The organism is Azospirillum sp. A29 (assembly GCF_042604625.1).
In the GTDB taxonomy this organism is placed as follows: domain Bacteria; phylum Pseudomonadota; class Alphaproteobacteria; order Azospirillales; family Azospirillaceae; genus Azospirillum; species Azospirillum palustre.
In genome coordinates this window covers 1,718,965-1,736,751 of the sequence record NZ_CP170466.1, presented here as the reverse complement: position 1 = coordinate 1,736,751, position 17,787 = coordinate 1,718,965, and the positions used below count along the sequence as shown (strand labels likewise).

The window sequence follows — 17,787 nt, the reverse complement described above, 5'->3', positions numbered from 1 at the left end:
ATATAGGCGGAGCCGTTTCGGGCTGCAACAGGGTGGCGCGCCTTTCGGCCTGCAAAAGCGGGGAAAAAACGCGGCCGCGACACCCTTTGCCACACCGCCGCCGTCCTGTTGCTCCTGGCAATAGAATACCTGCGTATTCAAGTACGCAAGAACGAGTATCCCGATATTCAAGCACGATGATTCAAATCGTCACAGGTGTTACAAGAGATAAATGCTTAGCTCATGAACTAGTCAAGGAAGTTAACCTTTCATTAACAAGCAACCGCGTGCAAAGCGGCGCGCAATCAATTCGCAGTTGCTATGATTATTCAAGTTTTGGAGAATCTAATAGTGAAAACCCAAAAGGAATATGCTATCTCGTTTGTCCATTGGGGATGACCGCAAGGGAAGGGGCCGGCAATGCTGCCGCTGCCGCCGCCGAACCATGCGGTTCAATTGCGATGCTGGTCACACAGGTGTGAAAGGGAAGCGCGATGATGGACGAACGACGCGATGTGGCCCTGGCCATCAAGTCCTGCCTCGACAGCCTGATGAGCGACGCCACGCGATGCGATCTGGACGATCTGGTGCGCTTCCTCAGCCTCGCCGCCCTTGCGGCGGAAGAGGCCGCCGTCGCCCACGACCCGCATGCGCTCCGCATGAAGGCGCTGATGGCCACCGGTGCCGGCCACTGCTGACCGGCGCTCCCCAGTGACTGTGTTGCAGTAACCTTGTGACGAAGAGGCGGATGCCTTACCGCCTCACAAAACTTGCCGCCTCACAAAATCTCCGCATTGCGGATGGCGTCGTCGATCCGGCCCAGCATCTCGGCGCAGGATTCGTCGCCATCCATCAGGTCGGGCAGCGCGAAGCTGAACATGGCGACCGCGGCGACGGACCCTGCCGCATCGGCGCGCTCCGCACCGACCAGCCACAGATAATGCGTCTCCGCCCGGCCGTCCTCTTCCGTCCGCATCATCGCCTGGGCGATCACGGCGCCGTCGGCCCGGCTGTCCACGGTCCGGTCCCCCGCCCGCTGGTCCTGCGGCCGGACAAAGCGCAGAGCCATCTCCTGCAAGGTTGCGGCGGTGCCGCCGGACTCCGGTCGCGGCACCACCCGGTCGGTCACCAGCCGCAGAACGCCCGCGGCCGGCGGCGGCGGCCGGAAGGTGCCCACCGGCTGCCCTTCATGCTCCTCCACATCGACGGCCCAGCCGGCCGGTAGACGGAACCGCACCGTGTCGGCCCAGCCGATGTCGGAGCCCTGCCCGCTGTCTTGCCCGCTTGCTGAATAGGTGTCGTCGGCCATGGCCCGCTCCCGAAAAATCGCCCGCTTGTGAAAACGCCCATTTCTGAAAACCGCAGCGCGCCTAACGGCGGCACGCCGGAAGCGGCACCATAGGCGCGGCGGAACCGGCCGCCAATGCCCGATTGGTGCGGTCGGGAATGCCCCGGAAACTGACCTGGGAACTGCCTGATGCGGCCGGTTATTCCGGGATCATGAACTGCACGCCCAGCCAGCGCCAGCGGCCGTCGGCGGCCGGCAGCGTGCAGTTGACGCGGGCACGGCCCGGCGGGAAGGGATCGCGGATGCGGACCTCCACCCGGTCCTCGGCGATGCGTTCCAGCGCGGTGCGGCCCTGGCCGGTGGCGAAGCAGGCCAGCTTGGAGCTGTCGCCCACCCCGTCGGCGATGGTGAAGCCCAGCGGCGGCGGGTTGACGGTGACCAGCGGGTCGTCGGGCGTCAGGTCCGACACCGGCAGCGGCAGCGCGTTGGCCGCCAGCTCGAACCGGTCGGCGCTGCCGTAGGTCTCGTTCATCACGAAGCGCGGCAGGCTCCAGGGATCGGCCTGCGGGTGCAGAACTCCCGACTGCTGGCCGAAGGCGGCGGTGAAGCCCTGGTCGATCACCATCTGCCGCACCGCCAGCGAATATTCGCCCTGCGGATAGGCCAGGACCGCCGGGCGCCGCCCCAGCTCCGCCTGGAAGCGGTCCGACATCCGGCGCAGGTCGGCGGCGAGCTGATCCGGGCTGCGCGCCAGCATCGACTGGGTGGAGGTGCCGAGGGCACCGATGGTGACGCCGGCCGCCGCCAGCTGGCGGATTTCGCCCCAGGTCATGTGGGCGGGGGAGCCGCGGTCCACCGCGTCGGTGGCGACGAACAGGGTGAAGGGCAGATTGGCCGCCTTCAGCCGCGGCCAAGCCTCGGTGAAGGCGGAGCGGCTGGCCTCGTCGATGGTGATCGCCACGGTGCGGTCGGGCAGCGGCTTGCCGGTGCGCAGGGCGTCCAGGATCTTCGGCAGGGGCAGGACGGTGTAATCGCCGTCGGTCAGCTCGTCCAGATGCGCTTCGAACTGGTCGATGCGGATGCTGATCGACGGGTTCTGGTCCTCGCCGAAGCGGTCATAGGCGAACACCACCGCGCTGGCGCCCTGCGGAGAGGCGGCTTCGGCGGCGGCGGGCCGGGACACCGGCACGAACGCGGTCCAGATGGACAGCGCGGCGGCGGCGACTACCGAGACGGCACGACGGAACGGCATGGCGCCCTTGCGGAAAAGGCTGATTGGGGCGACCTCCGCCCCAACGCAAATGATGTGCCACAGTCCCCATCCTGCGAACAAGCGCTGTCCGCCGCTTTCCTGCGGAGAGCAGAGATGCGGTGCGCGCGTGCAACAATGGAACGCCTCCGGCGCAGCACACGTAGAAATGGGCTTGGGCAGTTGAGTTCGGGCAGATGATTTCAGGCAGACGGGTTCGGGCCGCTACCGGCCGTCCCTGTCCCTACATCAGCCGGCCGCCGGCCGCGGCATCGGTCAGCAGCGGGTAGCGTTCGGCATCCGGCAGCTGGTAGTGCCACCATTCCGAGGGGTAATGCTCCCAGCCCGCCCCCACCATCACGCCCAGCAGCAGGGCGCGGTTGCGCTGCTGTTCGGCGGTCAGGTCGCTGCGGCCATGGTGCGACCGCTCGGTCATCGCGTCGAACCCGGTGCCCATGTCCAGGGGCACGCCGGCGGCATCCACCAGCGTCAGGTCGATCGCCACGCCGCGGGTGTGGTTGGACCCCAGCCGCGGGTCAGCGATATAGGTGGGGTCGGGGAAGGCGTGCCAAAGCCTCCATTGCGCCTCCGCCGGGCGGAAGGCATCGTACACCCGCAGCCGGCAGCCGATGCCGCGGGCCAGCCGGATGGCGTCGGCGAGCCGGCGGGCCGCGTCGGGGTGCAGCATGCACACCGCCGAGCGGTAGATCGGCACGCCCGAAAGGTTGTCGGCGGTGGCGTAGAGAAGCTCCAGGTCGATGTCGAAGGCCGGAGGCGTGATCTCGGTCAGCATGAACAGGGCAACCGTCGGCGTATGGGGAAGACGATCGTCCTGTAGCATGGCCGCGGCGCCGTCTGCCATGGTCACGGGTCTGCCATTCCCATGCGGGCGGGGTCCGTTTCTGGGGAATGCCGGATGGTATGGAAATCCGTGGCGGCTGGGCTTGCGTATTACGAACGGGCCGTCCGCGGGTCGCGGCGGCAAGGAAGGTGGGGTGATGAAGGTTCTGGGTCTGGATACGGCCACGTCCGGCTGTTCGGCGGCTGTGTGGGATGGAACGGCCGGTCGGGATGACGGCGCGCGCGTGACCGTCCGGCGCAGCCCGCCGATGGCGCGCGGGCAGGCCGAAGTGCTGGTGCCGCTGGCGCAGGAGGTGCTGGCCGAGGCCGGCGCCGGCTTCGCCGGGCTCGACCGCATCGCCGTCACCGTCGGGCCGGGCGCCTTTACCGGGCTGCGCATCGCGCTGGCCGCCGCGCGCGGCATCGCCGTCGCCCAGGATCTGCCGGTGATCGGCATCACCAGCTTCGACGCCATCGCCCATGGCGTGCCGGCCGCCGAGCGTGCCGGCCGGTTCCTGCTGGTTGCCGTCGACAGCCGGCGGGCGGAACCCTTCCTGCAACTCTACGACGCGGCGCTGGCCCCCGTCGGCGATCCGGCGATGCCCGATCCGGCGGCAATCCCCGGCTGGCTCGACGGGCTGTACCCGTCCGGGCCGCTGCTGCTGGCCGGCGATGCGGCGGCGGCGGTACTGCCGTTGCTGGCCGGGCGTGCCGATCCGGCCAGTGCCGATCTGGCGCTGGCGTCCGGCGACGGGCTGCCGGATGCCGCCGTGGTGGCGGCGCTCGGGGCCGTCCGCCCCACCGGCCTGCCGGCCGAACCCTTCTATCTCCGTCCGCCCGACGTCACCCTGCCGAAAACGGGGGGGCCGAAAACGGGAGGGCCGAAGACCGCGGCTGCCGGGCCAGGGAGCAAAGCCGTACCGGGCGGAGGAGCCGCGGCATGACCGCCGCCGTCCGCCTCCACCCCGCCGGCCTGCTGGAGGCCGGTGTGGTGGCGGCCCTGCAGCAGGCCTGCTTCCCGGACGATCCCTGGGACGAGGCATCGGTCGCCACCCTGATCGTCCCGCCGGCCGGCTTCGCCGCCATCGCCCTCGATGACCGGGACCGGCCGCTCGGTTTCGTGATGGCCCGGGTCGCGGCGGAGGATGCGGAGATCCTCGCCATTGGCGTGCTGCCGCAGGCCCGCCGCGGCGGCATCGGCCGCCTGCTGGTGGAGGCTGCGGTCGGCGGATCGCAGGACCTGGGTGCGACTGCATTGTTTCTTGAAGTCGCCGAGGATAACCCGGCAGCTTCGAGTCTATACAAGGCCAGCGGCTTTTTTTCCGTCGGACGCCGTCCTGGATACTACAAACGACCGGATGGACGGGTCGCGGCACTTGTTCTGCGCCGCAATCTTGACGGGGCATAGGGGTTAATTTTTCTGCACGATCAGGCGATGGACTCCATCCGGCTCATCCATTCGTTCGGGGTGGACAGACAGAATGCTGTGACCCAACTCGATCAAGGATCGTGGAACGTTTTCCAAGGGTTCACCGGCATTCAGCCGGACTTCGAGGGTCTGCCCCGCGTCCATCCGCTCCACCATCAACTTGGTCTTGACGAAGGTTAACGGACAAACCTGCGAGGTGATGTCGAGAAACAAGTCTGTGGAGATTTTTTCGGTCACCGATTCCTCTTTGTTCCAAAGGATGGATATTGCACGATGCAGGAAACCTCTTTATATGGTGAGGTACGAATGCCGCGGAGCAAGCTTACATGAGCAACGGGTCCCCTTCCAACGCGCTGTTGTCTCTGACCACGGAGATCGTGGCGGCGCATGTCTCCAACAATACAGTCGCACTGACCGATCTTCCGACTCTGATCGAGCAGGTGTACAAGTCGCTGGCCAATGTCGGCACCGAACCGGTGGTGGCGGAAGAGCGTCCGCAGCCTGCCGTGCCGATCAAGAAGTCGGTCACGCCGGACTATATTGTGTGCCTGGAAGACGGCAAGAAGCTGAAGATGCTGAAGCGCCATCTCAAGACGGCGTACAATATGACCCCAGAAGAATACCGTGACCGCTGGGGCCTGCCGGCCGACTACCCGATGGTCGCGCCGAACTACGCCCGCCAGCGCAGCTCGCTGGCCAAGCAGATCGGTCTCGGTACCCGCGCCCGCCGCGGCGCCTGAGGGTTGGGGGTCCCGCAGGGCGGACCGGTGCCGTGTCGGCGCCGCCGCCCTTTCCGCCCCCTTCCCTTCCTTCCCGCGCCCGACCATCCCGCCTTCGCTGCAGGTGGCCCGTCCGGCAGGGCATCGCCGCCGCAGCACGCTCCGGCGCTCCAGACTCCATAACTGCAAAATCACGCAGGCCGATCCGCTGCCGCTCATAGGGCGTCGGCCATGGCTCCGGCCAAGGGTGTCGGCTGACCGCGTGCCGCGCCGTCGGCTACGATGTCGGTTGACCGGCAACCGGCGGATCGTGTTATGCCTTGTGGTGCGTGCGACTCTGTCGTCCCGACCCAGCCGCTGCGGCCCGGCCGCCGTGGCCCGGCGGTGCCAGGCAGGGAGGCGCAGCGCATAGTCCCGAACCATCATCGCAGCGGACCCTCGACATGGCTGATGCAAGCTTGGACCAGCCGGGCATGACCCGGACTAGCCCGGAGCGGCGCGAGGCGTCCGCACCCGACCCCGGTGTCGGTGGCGAGAAGCTGACGGACGGCATTCGCCTGGGCACCCTGGAGGTGCGGCTGGCCCGCTCGGCGGAAGAGATCGATTGGGCGCAGGCGCTGCGCTACCGCGTCTTCTATGAAGAGATGGCGGCGGTTCCCTCTCCGGCGATGCAGGCCCGGTCCCGTGATTTCGACGATTACGACGGTGTGGCCGACCATCTGCTGGTCATCGACCATGCCCGCGGCAACGGCCCGGACATGGTGGTCGGAACCTACCGGCTGATCCGCCGCCCCGCCGCCGAGAAGGTCGGCCGCTTCTATTCCAGCGACGAATACGACATCGGCCGCCTCGCCAGCTATCCCGGCGAGGTGCTGGAACTGGGGCGCTCCTGTGTCGATGCCGGCTATCGGTCCCGCGGCAGCATGCAGCTGCTGTGGCAGGGCATCGCCGCCTATGTGTTCCAGCACGACATCGCCCTGATGTTCGGCTGCGCCAGCCTGCCCGGTACCGATCCGGATGCGCTGGCCGAGCCGCTGTCCTACCTCTACCACCATCATCTGGCCCCGCCGGAGCTGCGGGCGACGGCCTTGCCGGAACGCTTCGTGTCGCTGGACCGCATGCCCAAGGACCAGATCGATCCGCGCCGCGCGCTGAACATCCTGCCGCCGCTGATCAAGGGCTATTTGCGGCTGGGCGGTTTCATCGGCGACGGTGCCGTGATCGACCATCAGTTCAACACCACCGACGTCTGCATCGTGGTGAAGAGCGATCTGATCACCGACAAGTATGCCAAGCATTACGAGCGTCGCAGCCGCGACAGCCAAGCCGGCTGAGGCGACCATGAACCGCACCGCGCGCGCCTTGGGCTCCTCCGGCCGCGGCGCCCTGCGCCTGACGGTCTATCTGCTGTGGACTCTGCTGCTGATCCCGCTGCAGGCCCTGGCGGTGGCGCGGAACTGGCGTCTGTGCCGCACCCTGCCCGCCTTCTATCACGGCGTCTGCGCCCGGCTGATCGGGCTGGATGTGGTGGTGCGCGGCCAGCGGGCCGACGGGCCGGTGCTGTTCGTGTCCAACCACTCCTCCTACCTGGACATCATTGTGCTGGGGTCGCAGATCCCGGGTTCCTTCGTCGCCAAGTCGGAGGTCGGGTCCTGGCCCTTCTTCGGCCTGCTGGCCCGGCTTCAGCGCACGGTGTTCGTGGAACGCAAGGCCCGCACCTCGGTCGACAAGCAGCGCGACGACATCGGCAGCCGTCTGGATGCCGGCGACAGCCTGATTCTGTTCCCGGAGGGCACCTCCAGCGATGGCAACCGCACCCTGCCCTTCAAGACCGCCCTGTTCGCCGTCGCCGCCCGCCGCATCGACGGCCGACCGCTGACGGTGCAGCCGGTCAGCGTCGCCGCCACCCGCCTGGATGGCATCCCAATGGGCTTCGCCTTCCGCCCCTTCTATGCCTGGTACGGCGACATGGATCTGGCGCCGCACCTGTGGCAGGCCTTCCGCCTGGGCGGCATGACGGTGGAGGTGGAGTTCCATCCGCCGGTGACCATCGACGGCTTCAGCAGCCGCAAGGCGCTGGCCGAGCATTGCCATCGGGTGATTTCCGACGGCGTCGCCTGCGCCATCTCCGGCCGTCCGTCCGTCCCCGTTCCGGCGACAGAAGCCACGTCACCGGCCCCCGCTCCCACCGCCGCGAGTGCTTGATTCCGCTCTTGTATCCGATGCGGCACTCGCCTATAAACAGCGGGCGCGCGGGTGTAGCTCAATGGTAGAGCAGAAGCTTCCCAAGCTTACGACGAGGGTTCGATTCCCTTCACCCGCTCCAAACGCCCTGCCGGCTGCATGGCATCCGGCTTTGGGCCGCTTTCCTTCCTGAAAATTTGAATTTTCAAAGACGGGCGGTTCGCACCGATGGGTGCGGATGGGCGCTCTCTTTTGCGTGGGCGGTTCGCCGATGGCGCAATTGCTCGAAGAGCCCCGATCTCTGAAGCTGGGCGATGCCGTTCAGCAGCGAGAGGGGAACCGCCGATGCCGCCGATCGAAAGAGCCCGCAGGCTGAGCCGCTCGCTGCAGGCACGCTTCCGCATCGACCTGTTCTCCGCCCTCGTGGAGCGCGAGTTCGAACGGCGTCTGGCCGACGCCATCGTCGAGGCCGAACGCGACGCCTACCGGCGCGGGCGGGAAGAGGCACAGGCGGGGCTGGCCGCCGGAGCGGTCAGTCCAGTTCAGCGGCCGGAAGCGGCGGTTCGGCCGGACGGCCCGCCCATGACCATGTAAGGCCGGCACGCTCGGCGCAGGCATAATGCCAGGGGCTCTGGTCGCCATGCCCAGCCCAATGGGGGTCGCCGGCGCGGATCGGCCGGCCACAGGAACAACATTGCGGCCCGTTGCGGCCGGCACGGCCACCATGCGCGCGCGTTACCCCGGTCTTGGTCGACTTCGGCTTCGGTTCCCAGCCCAATGAGGCGGGATGCCGTCCATACAGCGCCATGGTGGTTCCCCCCGATTCGCTCAAATTGCGGATGATCCCCCGATCCCGGTCCGGCGACCCTCGCAACGAATCCTCCGAAAACGAGGCCGTCGATAACGATGCCGCCGTGACGGGGCGAGAATGCCGTCCTCGGCCCGCTTTGCCAACGACAAGGATGGACAGGATCCAACCCGAAATCGTTGGGCTCCCGCCTGTGCAATCTTTCAAAACCATTTCCATCACAGGGCACCGGAGCAGAGAACACACAATAATGACCGGCTTTGACGACGGGAGACACATGATTGCGCTTCCCAACTTTCGGTGGTTGCCAGCCGGTCATCTTTTGGTCTGTTTCCGGTCACATCGATGTTCATATCTGGTTAACCGCCCGGGACTAGCGTCCGCCGCCTTCGCTGCACTGCGGCATGTTCTTCGTGCGAAGGCGCTCCATGACGGCATTTCTGCTGGATTATCTTCCGACCCTGACCTCTCAGTCCGTCACGCTGTCGCCGGTTGCGGCAACCGGCATCGCCGGACTGTCGGCGGCCACCCTGTCGACGCTACTCGGCGGCCGGCGGGCGATCCTGCTGGCGCAGGCGACCGCCTCCTCCCTCTTCCTGTTTCACTTCCTGTTGCTGGGCGCCCAGACCGGCATGCTGATGTGCGGGCTGGGGTTGATCCAGATGGCGGTGCGCATCCGCCGGCATCCCGGCCGGGTGCTCGGCCTTCTCTATGGGCTGACCGTTCCGGCGGCCCTGGCGGTGGCGGCACTGAGCTGGCAGGGGCCGATGTCGGCACTGTCGGCGACCGGTTTCCTGCTGGCCACGCTCGGCCGCTGGCAGAGCGGGGTTGGGCGGATGCGCCTGTTCTTCATCCTGGCAACCCTGGTCGGGTCGGGACACAATCTGCTGGCCGGCTCGGTCTTCGGGCTGGTGTCGGACGCGATGGGCCTGTCCGGTCATTGCATCGGCCTGTGGCGGGCGGGGATCTTCCGCAGCCGTCCGTTCTCCGCACGCATCGCCTCCGAAGTGGCGGCATAAGGCGTCCTCGTCCGCCTGCCTGGCCTGTCTCTCCCGCCCTCTCTCTCCTGGCCTGTCTCTCCCGGAGTGCTCCCGGTGGCTGGTGGGAACATTCGGCCCTGCGCATCGGTTGTGGCACCGTAGGGGACGCATGGGAGGGCTTGCCGTCATGGAAAAGGACGAGATCGTCGATACGCTGAACGAGCTGATCCGGATCGTCGAGGACAGTCACGAAGGCTACCGGCAGGCCGCCGAATCCGCCGGGGACGAGGATCTGAAGGCCCTGTTCAACGATCTCGCCGCCCAGCGCGGCGCCATCGTGCGCGAGATTCAGCGGCTGGTCGCCGAACAGGGCGGGGCGCCGGATATGGGCGGCACCATGCTGGGCGGCGCCCACCGCTTCTTCCTGGAACTCAAATCCACCGTGCTCGGCCATGACCGGGCCGCCATCATCACCGAGGTCGAGCGCGGCGAAAGCGAATGCCTGCGCCGCTATGACGAGGCGATGGCGAAGGAGCTTCCGCTGCCGATCACCGCAGTGATCGCCCAGCATCTCGACCGCATCCGCGTTGACCGGGACCGCATGGCGGCCCTGCGTGGGGTGGTGGCGTGATGGTGCGTCGCAGCATTGCGGGTGTGGAAAAGCGGGCGTAGGCTTTTTCCAATGGCTGCAACGAACCGGTACGGCCGCAGGGTTGTGCCGCAGCCATTGCCGATCATCCGGCTCCGGTGGCCGGATGTCCACTCCACCTGGACATGGATTGATGAACAGCGACAAACCGAAGAATGCGGATCTGGTCGGCAACGATCTGGTGACGATGGGCGCTTTCGCCCTGTATCGCGCCGAGAATGCGCACCGCGTGTCCGAATTCGAGAAGTCCCAGAATGCCGAGGCGGCCATCGCCGCCGATTTCGACGCCTACCGCACCCGTTACCTGCGGAAGTTCAAGGACGTCTTCGAAAGCCTGTCCCAACAGGGACTGACCGTCACCCGCGCGGTCTGAGCGTCCCATGGACGGCGTCCCCACGGCGATCGCCAGGGCGACCGCCGTGGGGACGCCGTCCACCCCGCTTTCCGTCTTCCAGCTCCGCCGCCGCGGCAAGCCGTCCGCAGCGACGGATCGCGGGTTGAAACGAATGGGAAAGCTGCGGGGCCGCCGCTATACTACGCGGCATGGCCCGTATGCTGTTCCTCCGCGACATCGACGCCGACGTGCAACTGCGCTGCCGCGCCTGCGGACATGGCGGCGTGCTGCCCCGTGCCATGCTGGAGCGGCGCTTCGGCCCCAATTACCCGGTTCTGTCGATTGCGCCGCATTACCGCTGCTCGCGCTGCGACTCCCGCGACATCGAAAGCCGGCCGATCCTGGCCGTTCAGTCGCTCCCCACCGCTGCCCCCGCCGATGACGAGCCGTCCTTCGACGCGCCGCTGGCGGCGCTGAACGGGCTGCTCGCCTCGCTGCGGGGAAACGATGGGCCGGACACCGCCGGGGACAGGGATCCGCCCGCTCCGCCGCCCCCGCCTCCCCCCGCCCCCACTCGTGCCAAGCCCCTGTCGGAGCTTCCGCTGTCCGACCTCGTGGCCGACGGGCCGGGCGATGGCGAGGCCGAACCGTTGTGGGAGCCGGTCTCCCTCGCCGACATGGCGGCCCGGCTTGGCCGCAGCTCGCCGCCCGATGAGTGGGACGACGATCCGGACGAGGAACCGACTGCGGGCGATTCCAGGTTTCCGGCCAGGCTCCCGGCCAACGACACGTTGCCGGAACCGGGGCTTGTGGGCGCTTCGGACGATGATGATGAGGATGGCGATGACGAGACGCTGATGGCGATGCGCCAGCTGCTGGCGCAGGCCTATGGATCGGATGACGAGTTCGATGACGAGTTCGATGACGATCAGGAGGACGAGCGGGACGGCGCCATGCCGCAGCCTCCCGCCGGCCGCGCCGCGAACCCCGCTGACCGCCGGCCTGCCGACGATTTTGGCAGCGACGGTTTCAGCGGCGCTTCGAGCGGCGGAAGGCCTGCCTCCGGCCATGACGATGACGAACCGCCGGTCTTCTCGCACAAGGTTCTGGTGCGCCGGGATTTCGAGGACGAATGGGCCGATAGCGATACCGATGCCGACCCCTGGGCGGCGGACGCGGAGGACGACGACCGCGAGGACGGGTTCGACGACGGGGAGCCGGACGGCGAGGAACCGTCGGAGGAGGACATCCTGTCCTTCGCCATCCGCGACCCGGAAAAGCCCGTCAAAGCCTCCCGTCCCGCCAAAGCTGTGCCGCCGCCGGCCGCCGAGCCGCTCGACTTCGATCAGCACCGCGCCGAACGCCGCGCCCTGCGCCCGCCGCCGCCGGAGGATGAGGAAGGCTTCGACCGCACCCTGGCCGCCCTGCGGTCGATGATCGAGGATGCGGCGAGCGGGACGGAGGAGGAAGACGCCCCGCCCCCGCCGCGCAGGACGCCGCGCGGCGGGGGCCAGACGGCCGACAAATCCACGGCGAAGCCGGTGGGCAAGCCTCTCTCCCGCGAGGAAGAGGATGAGGATGAGTCGCCGGCCGGGCGGGACGATGACGATGGCTGGTCGCTGCCGGCCGGCTGGGGCGATCCCGACCCGGCGCCGGAGCCGCCCGCACCGGATCCCGCCTCCCCCGACGCGGCCCCCGCCGGGCGCCGCTCGGCCCAGGAACGCGAGATCGAGGAGGCGATGAAGGCCCTGCGCGGGCTGATCGAGGACGAGGTGAACGCCGACCCGCCGGCATCGCCCCCGGCGCCTCCGCCGACCCAGCCGAGGCCCCGCGCCGGCAAGGCCCGCCCGGCCCCCCGCAGCGGACCGGCCGCGCCGGATGCCGTCCGTCCGCAAAGCGTCCAGGCACCGGACGTAGGGCCGCCGGAAGTGGACATGGCCGGCAAGCCTGCCGGCGAGCCGACGCCGCTCAGCAAGACCATCGCGGCGCTGCGCGGCATGCTGGAGCTGGACGGCCGGCGCAAGCGCTGACGCGCCCCGTCTCCTCCGGCCGGAGGCCGCTTATCGCCGCAGGCGCTTTTCCTGCATGATTTCCAGCTGCAGCTGCTGGATCTCGGTCAGCCGCTGCCACTGGCGCTGGATCAGATAGTCCATCTTCTCGTGCAGGTGCCGGATTTCCAGCTCGGCCTTCAGGTTGACGCGATAGTCGTTTTCGGAGCGCAGGCGGTCCTTCGCCTCCTGCCGCTTCTGGCTCATCATGATGACCGGCGCCTGGATGGCGGCCAGACAGGACAGCAGCAGGTTCAGCAGGATGAAGGGATAGGGATCGAAGGCGCGTGCATCGCCCTCGATGATGTTGATCAGCATCCACACGCCGAGGAAGAAGGCGAAGGAGAGCAGGAAGGCCCAGCTGCCGCCGAAGGTGGCGAGGCCGTCCGACAGCCGTTCGCCCAGCGTGCGGTGGTCGTCGTATTCCTCCTCCGGGTTCTCGGCCAGCGTCTCGTGCCGGGCGAGGCTTTCGGCGACCTCGCGGTCCAGCTCGCTGAGTTCGCCATGCTCCTCCTTCAGCAGCTCGGCGACATAGAGCGAGCGGTAGCGCGCCAGCTCCTGCCGGCTGATCTGCGCGTCATGCTCCAGATGCGGGTGGTCGTGGCGGATGCGGTCGGCCAAGCTGGGACGCAGCGCGTCGAGCGCGATCAGGTCGCGCTTCGGCCGGCGCTTGCCGCTGATGGCGCAGGGCTGCCGCTTGGACGCCAGCAGGCCGCCGGCCTCCTCCTCACCGGACGGATAGGTCGGTTCGGCGGACTCGTCACCGTCCTCCGGTGGAAACTGATGATCGGTCAAGATCTCGCCCTCCCTGCATGCACACTCCGGCGCGGGCGACTTTATGCCTGATTATTTTGACAATCCGGTTAAATCACCGAAAGGCGAAGACCGCGGGTAAGGAAGCGGTCGCCTTGCAAAGACTGGACATGACCGGCGATGCCCGTCGCACCGGCTGTCCATCGGGCAATTCCAGATGAATTCCGGTTCATCTTCGCCCCGAACGGACAGCGCCAACGGAAAAGGGGCCGCCTTGCGGCAGCCCCTATCCTTACTTGACCGATGGGCCTTACCTGCGACCCGTGTCCGGGACGGTCAGCCGATGCGCCAGACGTCCGGGCTGTTCTCCAGCCGCTTCAGCACGGCGAGGCGCTGCTGCTCGATCTCCTCGGGCAGGCGGTCGCCGAAGCGGTTGAACAGTTCCTCCTGGTCCTTCGCCTCGGCCTCGGCCTCCTTGCGGTCGATGTCCATGATCTTGGCGAACTTGTCGGCCGGGAAGGTCAGGCCGGACCAGTTCAGATCCTGGTAGCGCGGGGAATAGCCGAAGGGCGATTCCGCCACGTCGGTGGCGCGGCCGCGGACGCGGTCGACGATCCACTTCAGCACGCGCATGTTGTCGCCGAAGCCCGGCCAGACGAACTTGCCGTTCTCGTCCTTGCGGAACCAGTTGACGCGGTAGATGCGCGGCAGGCTCTCGACCTTGCCTTCCATCGACAGCCAGTGGTTCCAGTAGTCGGCCATGTTGTAGCCGCAGAAGGGCAGCATGGCGAACGGGTCGCGGCGGATGGCGGCCTGGCCGACGGCGGCGGCGGTGGCCTCCGAGCCCATGGTTGCCGCCCAATAGACGCCTTCGCGCCAGTTGTAGGCCTCGAACACCAGCGGGAAGGTCTTCGACAGGCGGCCGCCGAAGATGAAGGCGCTGATCGGAACGCCGGCCGGATCCTCCCAGGCCGGGTCGATCGACGGGCACTGCGCCGCCGGGGCGGTGAAGCGGCTGTTCGGGTGGGCGGCGACGCGGCCGCAGCCCGGGGTCCAGTCCTTGCCCTGCCAGTCGATCAGGTGCGCCGGCGCCTCGTCGGTCAGTCCTTCCCACCAGACGTCGCCGTCGTCGGTCAGCGCGACGTTGGTGAAGATGACGTTGTGGTCCAGCGTCTTCAGCGCGTTCGGGTTCGACTTCACGCTGGTGCCGGGGGCGACGCCGAAGAAGCCGGCCTCCGGGTTGATGGCGCGCAGCGTGCCGTCGGGCTGCGGCTTGATCCAGGCGATGTCGTCACCGATGGTGCGGACCTTCCAGCCCTCGAACTCCTTCGGCGGGACCAGCATGGCGAAGTTGGTCTTGCCGCAGGCCGACGGAAAGGCGGCGCCGACATAGGTCTTCTCGCCGGCCGGGCTTTCCACGCCGAGGATCAGCATGTGCTCGGCCAGCCAGCCCTGCTCGCGGCCCATCGCCGAGGCGATGCGCAGCGCGAAGCACTTCTTGCCGAGCAGCGCGTTGCCGCCATAGCCGGAGCCGTAGGAGACGATGCGGTGCTCGTCGGGGAAATGGACGATGTACTTGTTGTCGGCGTTGCAGGGCCAGGCCACGTCCGGCTGGCCGGGCTCCAGCGGGGCGCCGATGGAATGCAGGCAGGGCACGAAGTCGCCGTCGCCCAGGATGTCCAGCACCTTCTGGCCCATGCGGGTCATCAGGCGCATGTTGACCGCCACATAGGGGCTGTCGGAGATCTGCACGCCGATGTGGGCGATGTCGGAGCCCAGCGGACCCATGCTGAACGGCACCACATACATGGTGCGGCCGCGCATGCAGCCTTCGAACAGGCCGTCCAGCTTGGCCTTCATCTCGGCCGGGTCCATCCAGTTGTTGGTCGGACCGGCTTCCTCGCGCGTCTTCGAGCAGATGTAGGTGCTGTCCTCGACGCGGGCGACGTCGCCCGGATCGGAGCGGCAGAGGAAGGAGTTCTGGCGCTTGGCCTCGTTCAGGCGGATGAAGGTGCCGGCCTCGACCATCTCGTTGCAGAGACGGTCATATTCCTCCTGCGAACCGTCGCACCAGTGAACGCGCTCCGGCTTGCATTTCAGGGCGATCTCCTCGACCCAGGCCAGGAGCTTCTTGTTCCGCGTCCGTGTGTTACCAGTCATATCGTCCCTCTCGAAGGCTGGGCCGGTGTCGCCGCGCCGGGCATGCCCCTTGTTCGGGGATCCCGCGGCCGGTCCGGCCGTTCTTTCGTCCGTTGTCGTGTCAGATGGATGGCATCCGCCGCATCAGCGGCGTGCCGGTCCGAACAGGCGGCCGGGCTGCGAACCCGCCGCGATGCGCGGCACCGGCAGGGTGCGGCGACGATACGGTGCAAAAGGCGGTCCTGAGGCGACAGGTCTGGGGGCCAATGGCCCGGACGGGAAACGGGTCGATCCGTTATGGTCCACTGAAGTGTTCTCCTGGTTGCGCGTGCCCGCGCGCCGCGTTTTTGTTTTTGGTGCGGCGCCCGGTGGTGTCGAAGCGACCTCTCGGCTGGTCGTTCAAGGCTGACGGTTGGCTTCTCGTCTCTCTCGTTTTCGTTTTTCGCTGACCGTTCTTTTTGTTCTTTTCGATCTTTTCTTGTTTTTGCGTGGCAGCACGGCTGTCAGGTGCCTCCGCCGCCGTCCGGTCGGGTTCCAGCCGTTCCTGTCCCGGATGTCGATCCTCCGGGTTGTCCCGACCCGTCCGGCGGCCGGACCAGCGTGTCCAGCATCAGTTTAGCCGATTCGGGGTCATGGATTCTCTGCTCAAAATCGACGCGGGCGACGTACCCCCCGCGTCGCAGGTCACATCCCTCCGGGTCGATCCCGGTCAAGCTCCAGCCGTCCATTTCACCATCGGTGGCGGGCGCCAGCCGGGGGCCGTACCCCTCGCCGTCCAGACGGTCGAGCAGCGCCGCCTCGCCCGCCGCCAATGCGGGGGCGGCAGCAGGGAGGTCCAGCTCCGCGGCGGACAGCCAGTGGATGCGGCCGAAGCCGGCGACCAGATGGGCGCGCTCCACCGCGACGCGGTAGATCGCGAAGTCGCCGAAACCGGCATAGAGGGCGGCGTCGGGATGGCGGCGCAGGTAGCGCGCGCGGTGCTCCGGATCGTCCGACCGCCCGGCCCGGCCCTGAACCGACAGGCGCGCGCCGGTCAGCGGCTGCGCCAGCCCGGCGGTGCCGTCGAACAGCAGTCCGACCCGGCCGTCGGCCAGCAGGTTGCGCGTGTGGTCGGCGAGGGTGGACAGGAGAAGCAGCGGGCTGCCGTCATGGTCGAACGCCACCAGCACCAGCGAGGGATAGGGCCAGCCGGCGGCATCCGCCATCGCCCCGGCACCCTCATCGGTCGGCCGCTGCACGGTCGCCAGCGCGGCGCGGTCGCAGGCGCGCATCAGGCGTCTGGCACGCAAGGCCGGAGCCATGGTCGCCGGAGCCGGGTTGGCTTGAGCCGCGCCGGGCCGGTCGGTGCCCGGCGGCGTCGCGTCCCCCTGGCCGTCCGCAGTGGCGCCGGCCGGAGAGGACGCGGAAAGGGCGTTCGAAAAACTCATTCCAAAACGAGCGCGTTCTCCCGCGCGGCACCATTGTTCGGCGCCGCATTGCCGCCATATTGGCCCATACAAATGCTGCGGGAAAAGAGAAAACTGCCGCTGGTACCTGGACTCTGGCATAAAGTATTGGAATGACCACTCGTCCTATGCCTGATGTTTCCGCTAACATTACCGGGTCCCGGCAGTTCGACCGTTCCAACCTGTTCCCGACTGTCCGTTCCCCACTATCCCTGCCCCGCTTCGATAGGATCAGTTACGACCATGGCCCACACCGTCGCCCTGGTGGATGACGACCGCAACATCCTGGCCTCGGTCTCCATCGCCCTGGAGGCCGAGGGCTTCGACGTGCGCACCTACACCGACGGCGCCGAGGCGCTGCGCGGATTGAGCCAGCGCCCGCCCGACCTCGCCGTGCTCGACATCAAGATGCCGCGCATGGACGGCATGGAGTTGCTGCAACGCCTGCGCCAGACCAGCCAGATGCCCGTCATCTTCCTGACCAGCAAGGACGACGAGCTGGACGAGCTGATGGGCCTGCGCATGGGCGCCGACGACTACATCAAGAAGCCCTTCTCGCAGCGCCTGCTGATCGAGCGCATCCGGGCGCTGCTGCGGCGCGAGGCCCTGCGCGGCGAGAGCCCGGAGGTCGATCCCGGGCAGATCATCACCCGCGGCCCGCTGCTGCTGGACGGCGCCCGCCATGCCTGCAGCTGGAAGGGCCAGCCGATCGACCTGACCGTGACCGAGTTCCTGCTGGTGCGCGCGCTGGCCCAGCGGCCGGGCCATGTGAAGAACCGCGACCAGCTGATGGACGCGGCCTATGGCGAGCATGTCTATGTCGACGACCGCACCATCGACAGCCACATCAAGCGGCTGCGCAAGAAGTTCAAGGCCGTCGACGCCGACTTCTCCCAGATCGAAACGCTCTATGGCGTCGGCTACCGGTACAAGGAATAACGCG

Annotated in this window: 20 protein-coding genes and 1 tRNA gene; 14 read left to right on the top strand and 7 right to left on the bottom strand. The window is 67.7% G+C overall.

The genetic code is table 11. The features are described from left to right. Positions 1-176: 176 nt before the first annotated feature. A complete protein-coding gene (locus tag ABNQ38_RS23170; RefSeq protein ID WP_377808237.1) occupies positions 177-461 on the top strand; it encodes a hypothetical protein in 285 nt (94 codons plus the stop codon). Between the two features lie 12 nt (positions 462-473). Next, the gene (locus ABNQ38_RS23165) at positions 474-677 is read left to right on the top strand and encodes a hypothetical protein (RefSeq protein ID WP_098740861.1); all 204 of its coding nucleotides are present in this window, start codon (positions 474-476) and stop codon (positions 675-677) included. A gap of 80 nt (positions 678-757) precedes the next feature. Here the strand turns inward: ABNQ38_RS23165 and ABNQ38_RS23160 are convergent, their stop codons facing one another. The 3 genes from ABNQ38_RS23160 to ddpX form a co-directional block, all read right to left on the bottom strand. Further along, a complete protein-coding gene (locus tag ABNQ38_RS23160) occupies positions 758-1,288 on the bottom strand; it encodes a hypothetical protein (protein WP_377808236.1) in 531 nt (176 codons plus the stop codon). A 178-nt stretch (positions 1,289-1,466) separates the two neighbouring features. Beyond that, entirely contained in the window at positions 1,467-2,519 is a 1,053-nt protein-coding gene (locus ABNQ38_RS23155; protein ID WP_377808235.1) for a polysaccharide deacetylase family protein, read from the bottom strand. Between the two features lie 241 nt (positions 2,520-2,760). After that, positions 2,761-3,309, bottom strand: coding sequence for a D-alanyl-D-alanine dipeptidase (ddpX, locus tag ABNQ38_RS23150; RefSeq protein WP_376959786.1), 549 nt, complete (start codon positions 3,307-3,309; stop codon positions 2,761-2,763). Positions 3,310-3,514: 205 nt separating this feature from the next. Here ddpX and tsaB point away from each other — a divergent pair, with 205 nt between their 5' ends. Both tsaB and ABNQ38_RS23140 read left to right on the top strand, forming a co-directional pair. Further along, complete coding sequence (gene tsaB, locus ABNQ38_RS23145; RefSeq protein WP_377808234.1) at positions 3,515-4,300, top strand: tRNA (adenosine(37)-N6)-threonylcarbamoyltransferase complex dimerization subunit type 1 TsaB; 786 nt, start codon at positions 3,515-3,517, stop codon at positions 4,298-4,300. Then, complete coding sequence (locus ABNQ38_RS23140; protein ID WP_109052290.1) at positions 4,297-4,764, top strand: N-acetyltransferase; 468 nt, start codon at positions 4,297-4,299, stop codon at positions 4,762-4,764. Before tsaB ends, ABNQ38_RS23140 begins: the two co-directional genes overlap by 4 nt. Positions 4,765-4,767: 3 nt before the next feature. Here ABNQ38_RS23140 and ABNQ38_RS23135 read toward each other — a convergent pair whose 3' ends face one another. After that, positions 4,768-5,022 carry a sulfurtransferase TusA family protein gene (locus ABNQ38_RS23135; RefSeq protein ID WP_098740857.1) on the bottom strand — a complete coding sequence of 85 codons (255 nt, stop codon included), beginning with the start codon at positions 5,020-5,022 and terminating at the stop codon, positions 4,768-4,770. Between the two features lie 89 nt (positions 5,023-5,111). On the opposite strand from ABNQ38_RS23135, the gene ABNQ38_RS23130 reads away from it, so the two are divergent. The 9 genes from ABNQ38_RS23130 (at position 5,112) to ABNQ38_RS23090 (ending at position 12,489) form a co-directional block, all read left to right on the top strand. Next, complete coding sequence (locus tag ABNQ38_RS23130) at positions 5,112-5,525, top strand: MucR family transcriptional regulator (protein ID WP_014249126.1); 414 nt, start codon at positions 5,112-5,114, stop codon at positions 5,523-5,525. A gap of 422 nt (positions 5,526-5,947) precedes the next feature. After that, positions 5,948-6,838, top strand: a complete 891-nt coding sequence (locus ABNQ38_RS23125) for a GNAT family N-acetyltransferase (RefSeq protein WP_377808233.1) — start codon at positions 5,948-5,950, stop codon at positions 6,836-6,838. 7 nt (positions 6,839-6,845) lie between these two features. Beyond that, entirely contained in the window at positions 6,846-7,709 is an 864-nt protein-coding gene (locus ABNQ38_RS23120; RefSeq protein WP_377808232.1) for a lysophospholipid acyltransferase family protein, read from the top strand. Between the two features lie 47 nt (positions 7,710-7,756). Then, a tRNA-Gly gene (locus ABNQ38_RS23115) sits at positions 7,757-7,830 on the top strand. A gap of 203 nt (positions 7,831-8,033) precedes the next feature. Continuing rightward, positions 8,034-8,282, top strand: coding sequence for a hypothetical protein (locus ABNQ38_RS23110; RefSeq protein WP_109052293.1), 249 nt, complete (start codon positions 8,034-8,036; stop codon positions 8,280-8,282). Between the two features lie 642 nt (positions 8,283-8,924). Next, entirely contained in the window at positions 8,925-9,515 is a 591-nt protein-coding gene (locus ABNQ38_RS23105; protein WP_377808231.1) for a YgjV family protein, read from the top strand. A 148-nt stretch (positions 9,516-9,663) separates the two neighbouring features. Beyond that, complete coding sequence (locus tag ABNQ38_RS23100) at positions 9,664-10,107, top strand: PA2169 family four-helix-bundle protein (RefSeq protein WP_377808230.1); 444 nt, start codon at positions 9,664-9,666, stop codon at positions 10,105-10,107. Positions 10,108-10,258: 151 nt separating this feature from the next. After that, entirely contained in the window at positions 10,259-10,498 is a 240-nt protein-coding gene (locus ABNQ38_RS23095) for a hypothetical protein (protein WP_377808229.1), read from the top strand. Positions 10,499-10,677: 179 nt separating this feature from the next. Then, the gene (locus ABNQ38_RS23090; protein WP_377808228.1) at positions 10,678-12,489 is read left to right on the top strand and encodes a hypothetical protein; all 1,812 of its coding nucleotides are present in this window, start codon (positions 10,678-10,680) and stop codon (positions 12,487-12,489) included. Between the two features lie 30 nt (positions 12,490-12,519). On the opposite strand, the gene ABNQ38_RS23085 is transcribed toward ABNQ38_RS23090, so the two are convergent. The 3 genes from ABNQ38_RS23085 to ABNQ38_RS23075 form a co-directional block, all read right to left on the bottom strand. Continuing rightward, positions 12,520-13,302, bottom strand: coding sequence for a DUF1003 domain-containing protein (locus tag ABNQ38_RS23085; RefSeq protein ID WP_377808227.1), 783 nt, complete (start codon positions 13,300-13,302; stop codon positions 12,520-12,522). Between the two features lie 294 nt (positions 13,303-13,596). Further along, complete coding sequence (locus ABNQ38_RS23080; protein ID WP_377808226.1) at positions 13,597-15,420, bottom strand: phosphoenolpyruvate carboxykinase (GTP); 1,824 nt, start codon at positions 15,418-15,420, stop codon at positions 13,597-13,599. Between the two features lie 482 nt (positions 15,421-15,902). Next, positions 15,903-16,826: a HugZ family protein gene (locus ABNQ38_RS23075; RefSeq protein ID WP_377808224.1), complete on the bottom strand. Its 924-nt coding sequence runs from the start codon at positions 16,824-16,826 to the stop codon at positions 15,903-15,905. Positions 16,827-17,087: 261 nt separating this feature from the next. Between ABNQ38_RS23075 and ABNQ38_RS23070 the strand changes: the two genes are divergently transcribed. Beyond that, positions 17,088-17,783 (top strand): response regulator transcription factor, encoded by a 696-nt coding sequence (locus ABNQ38_RS23070; protein ID WP_109052301.1) that lies wholly within the window; start codon positions 17,088-17,090, stop codon positions 17,781-17,783. The last annotated feature ends 4 nt before the right edge of the window (positions 17,784-17,787 follow it).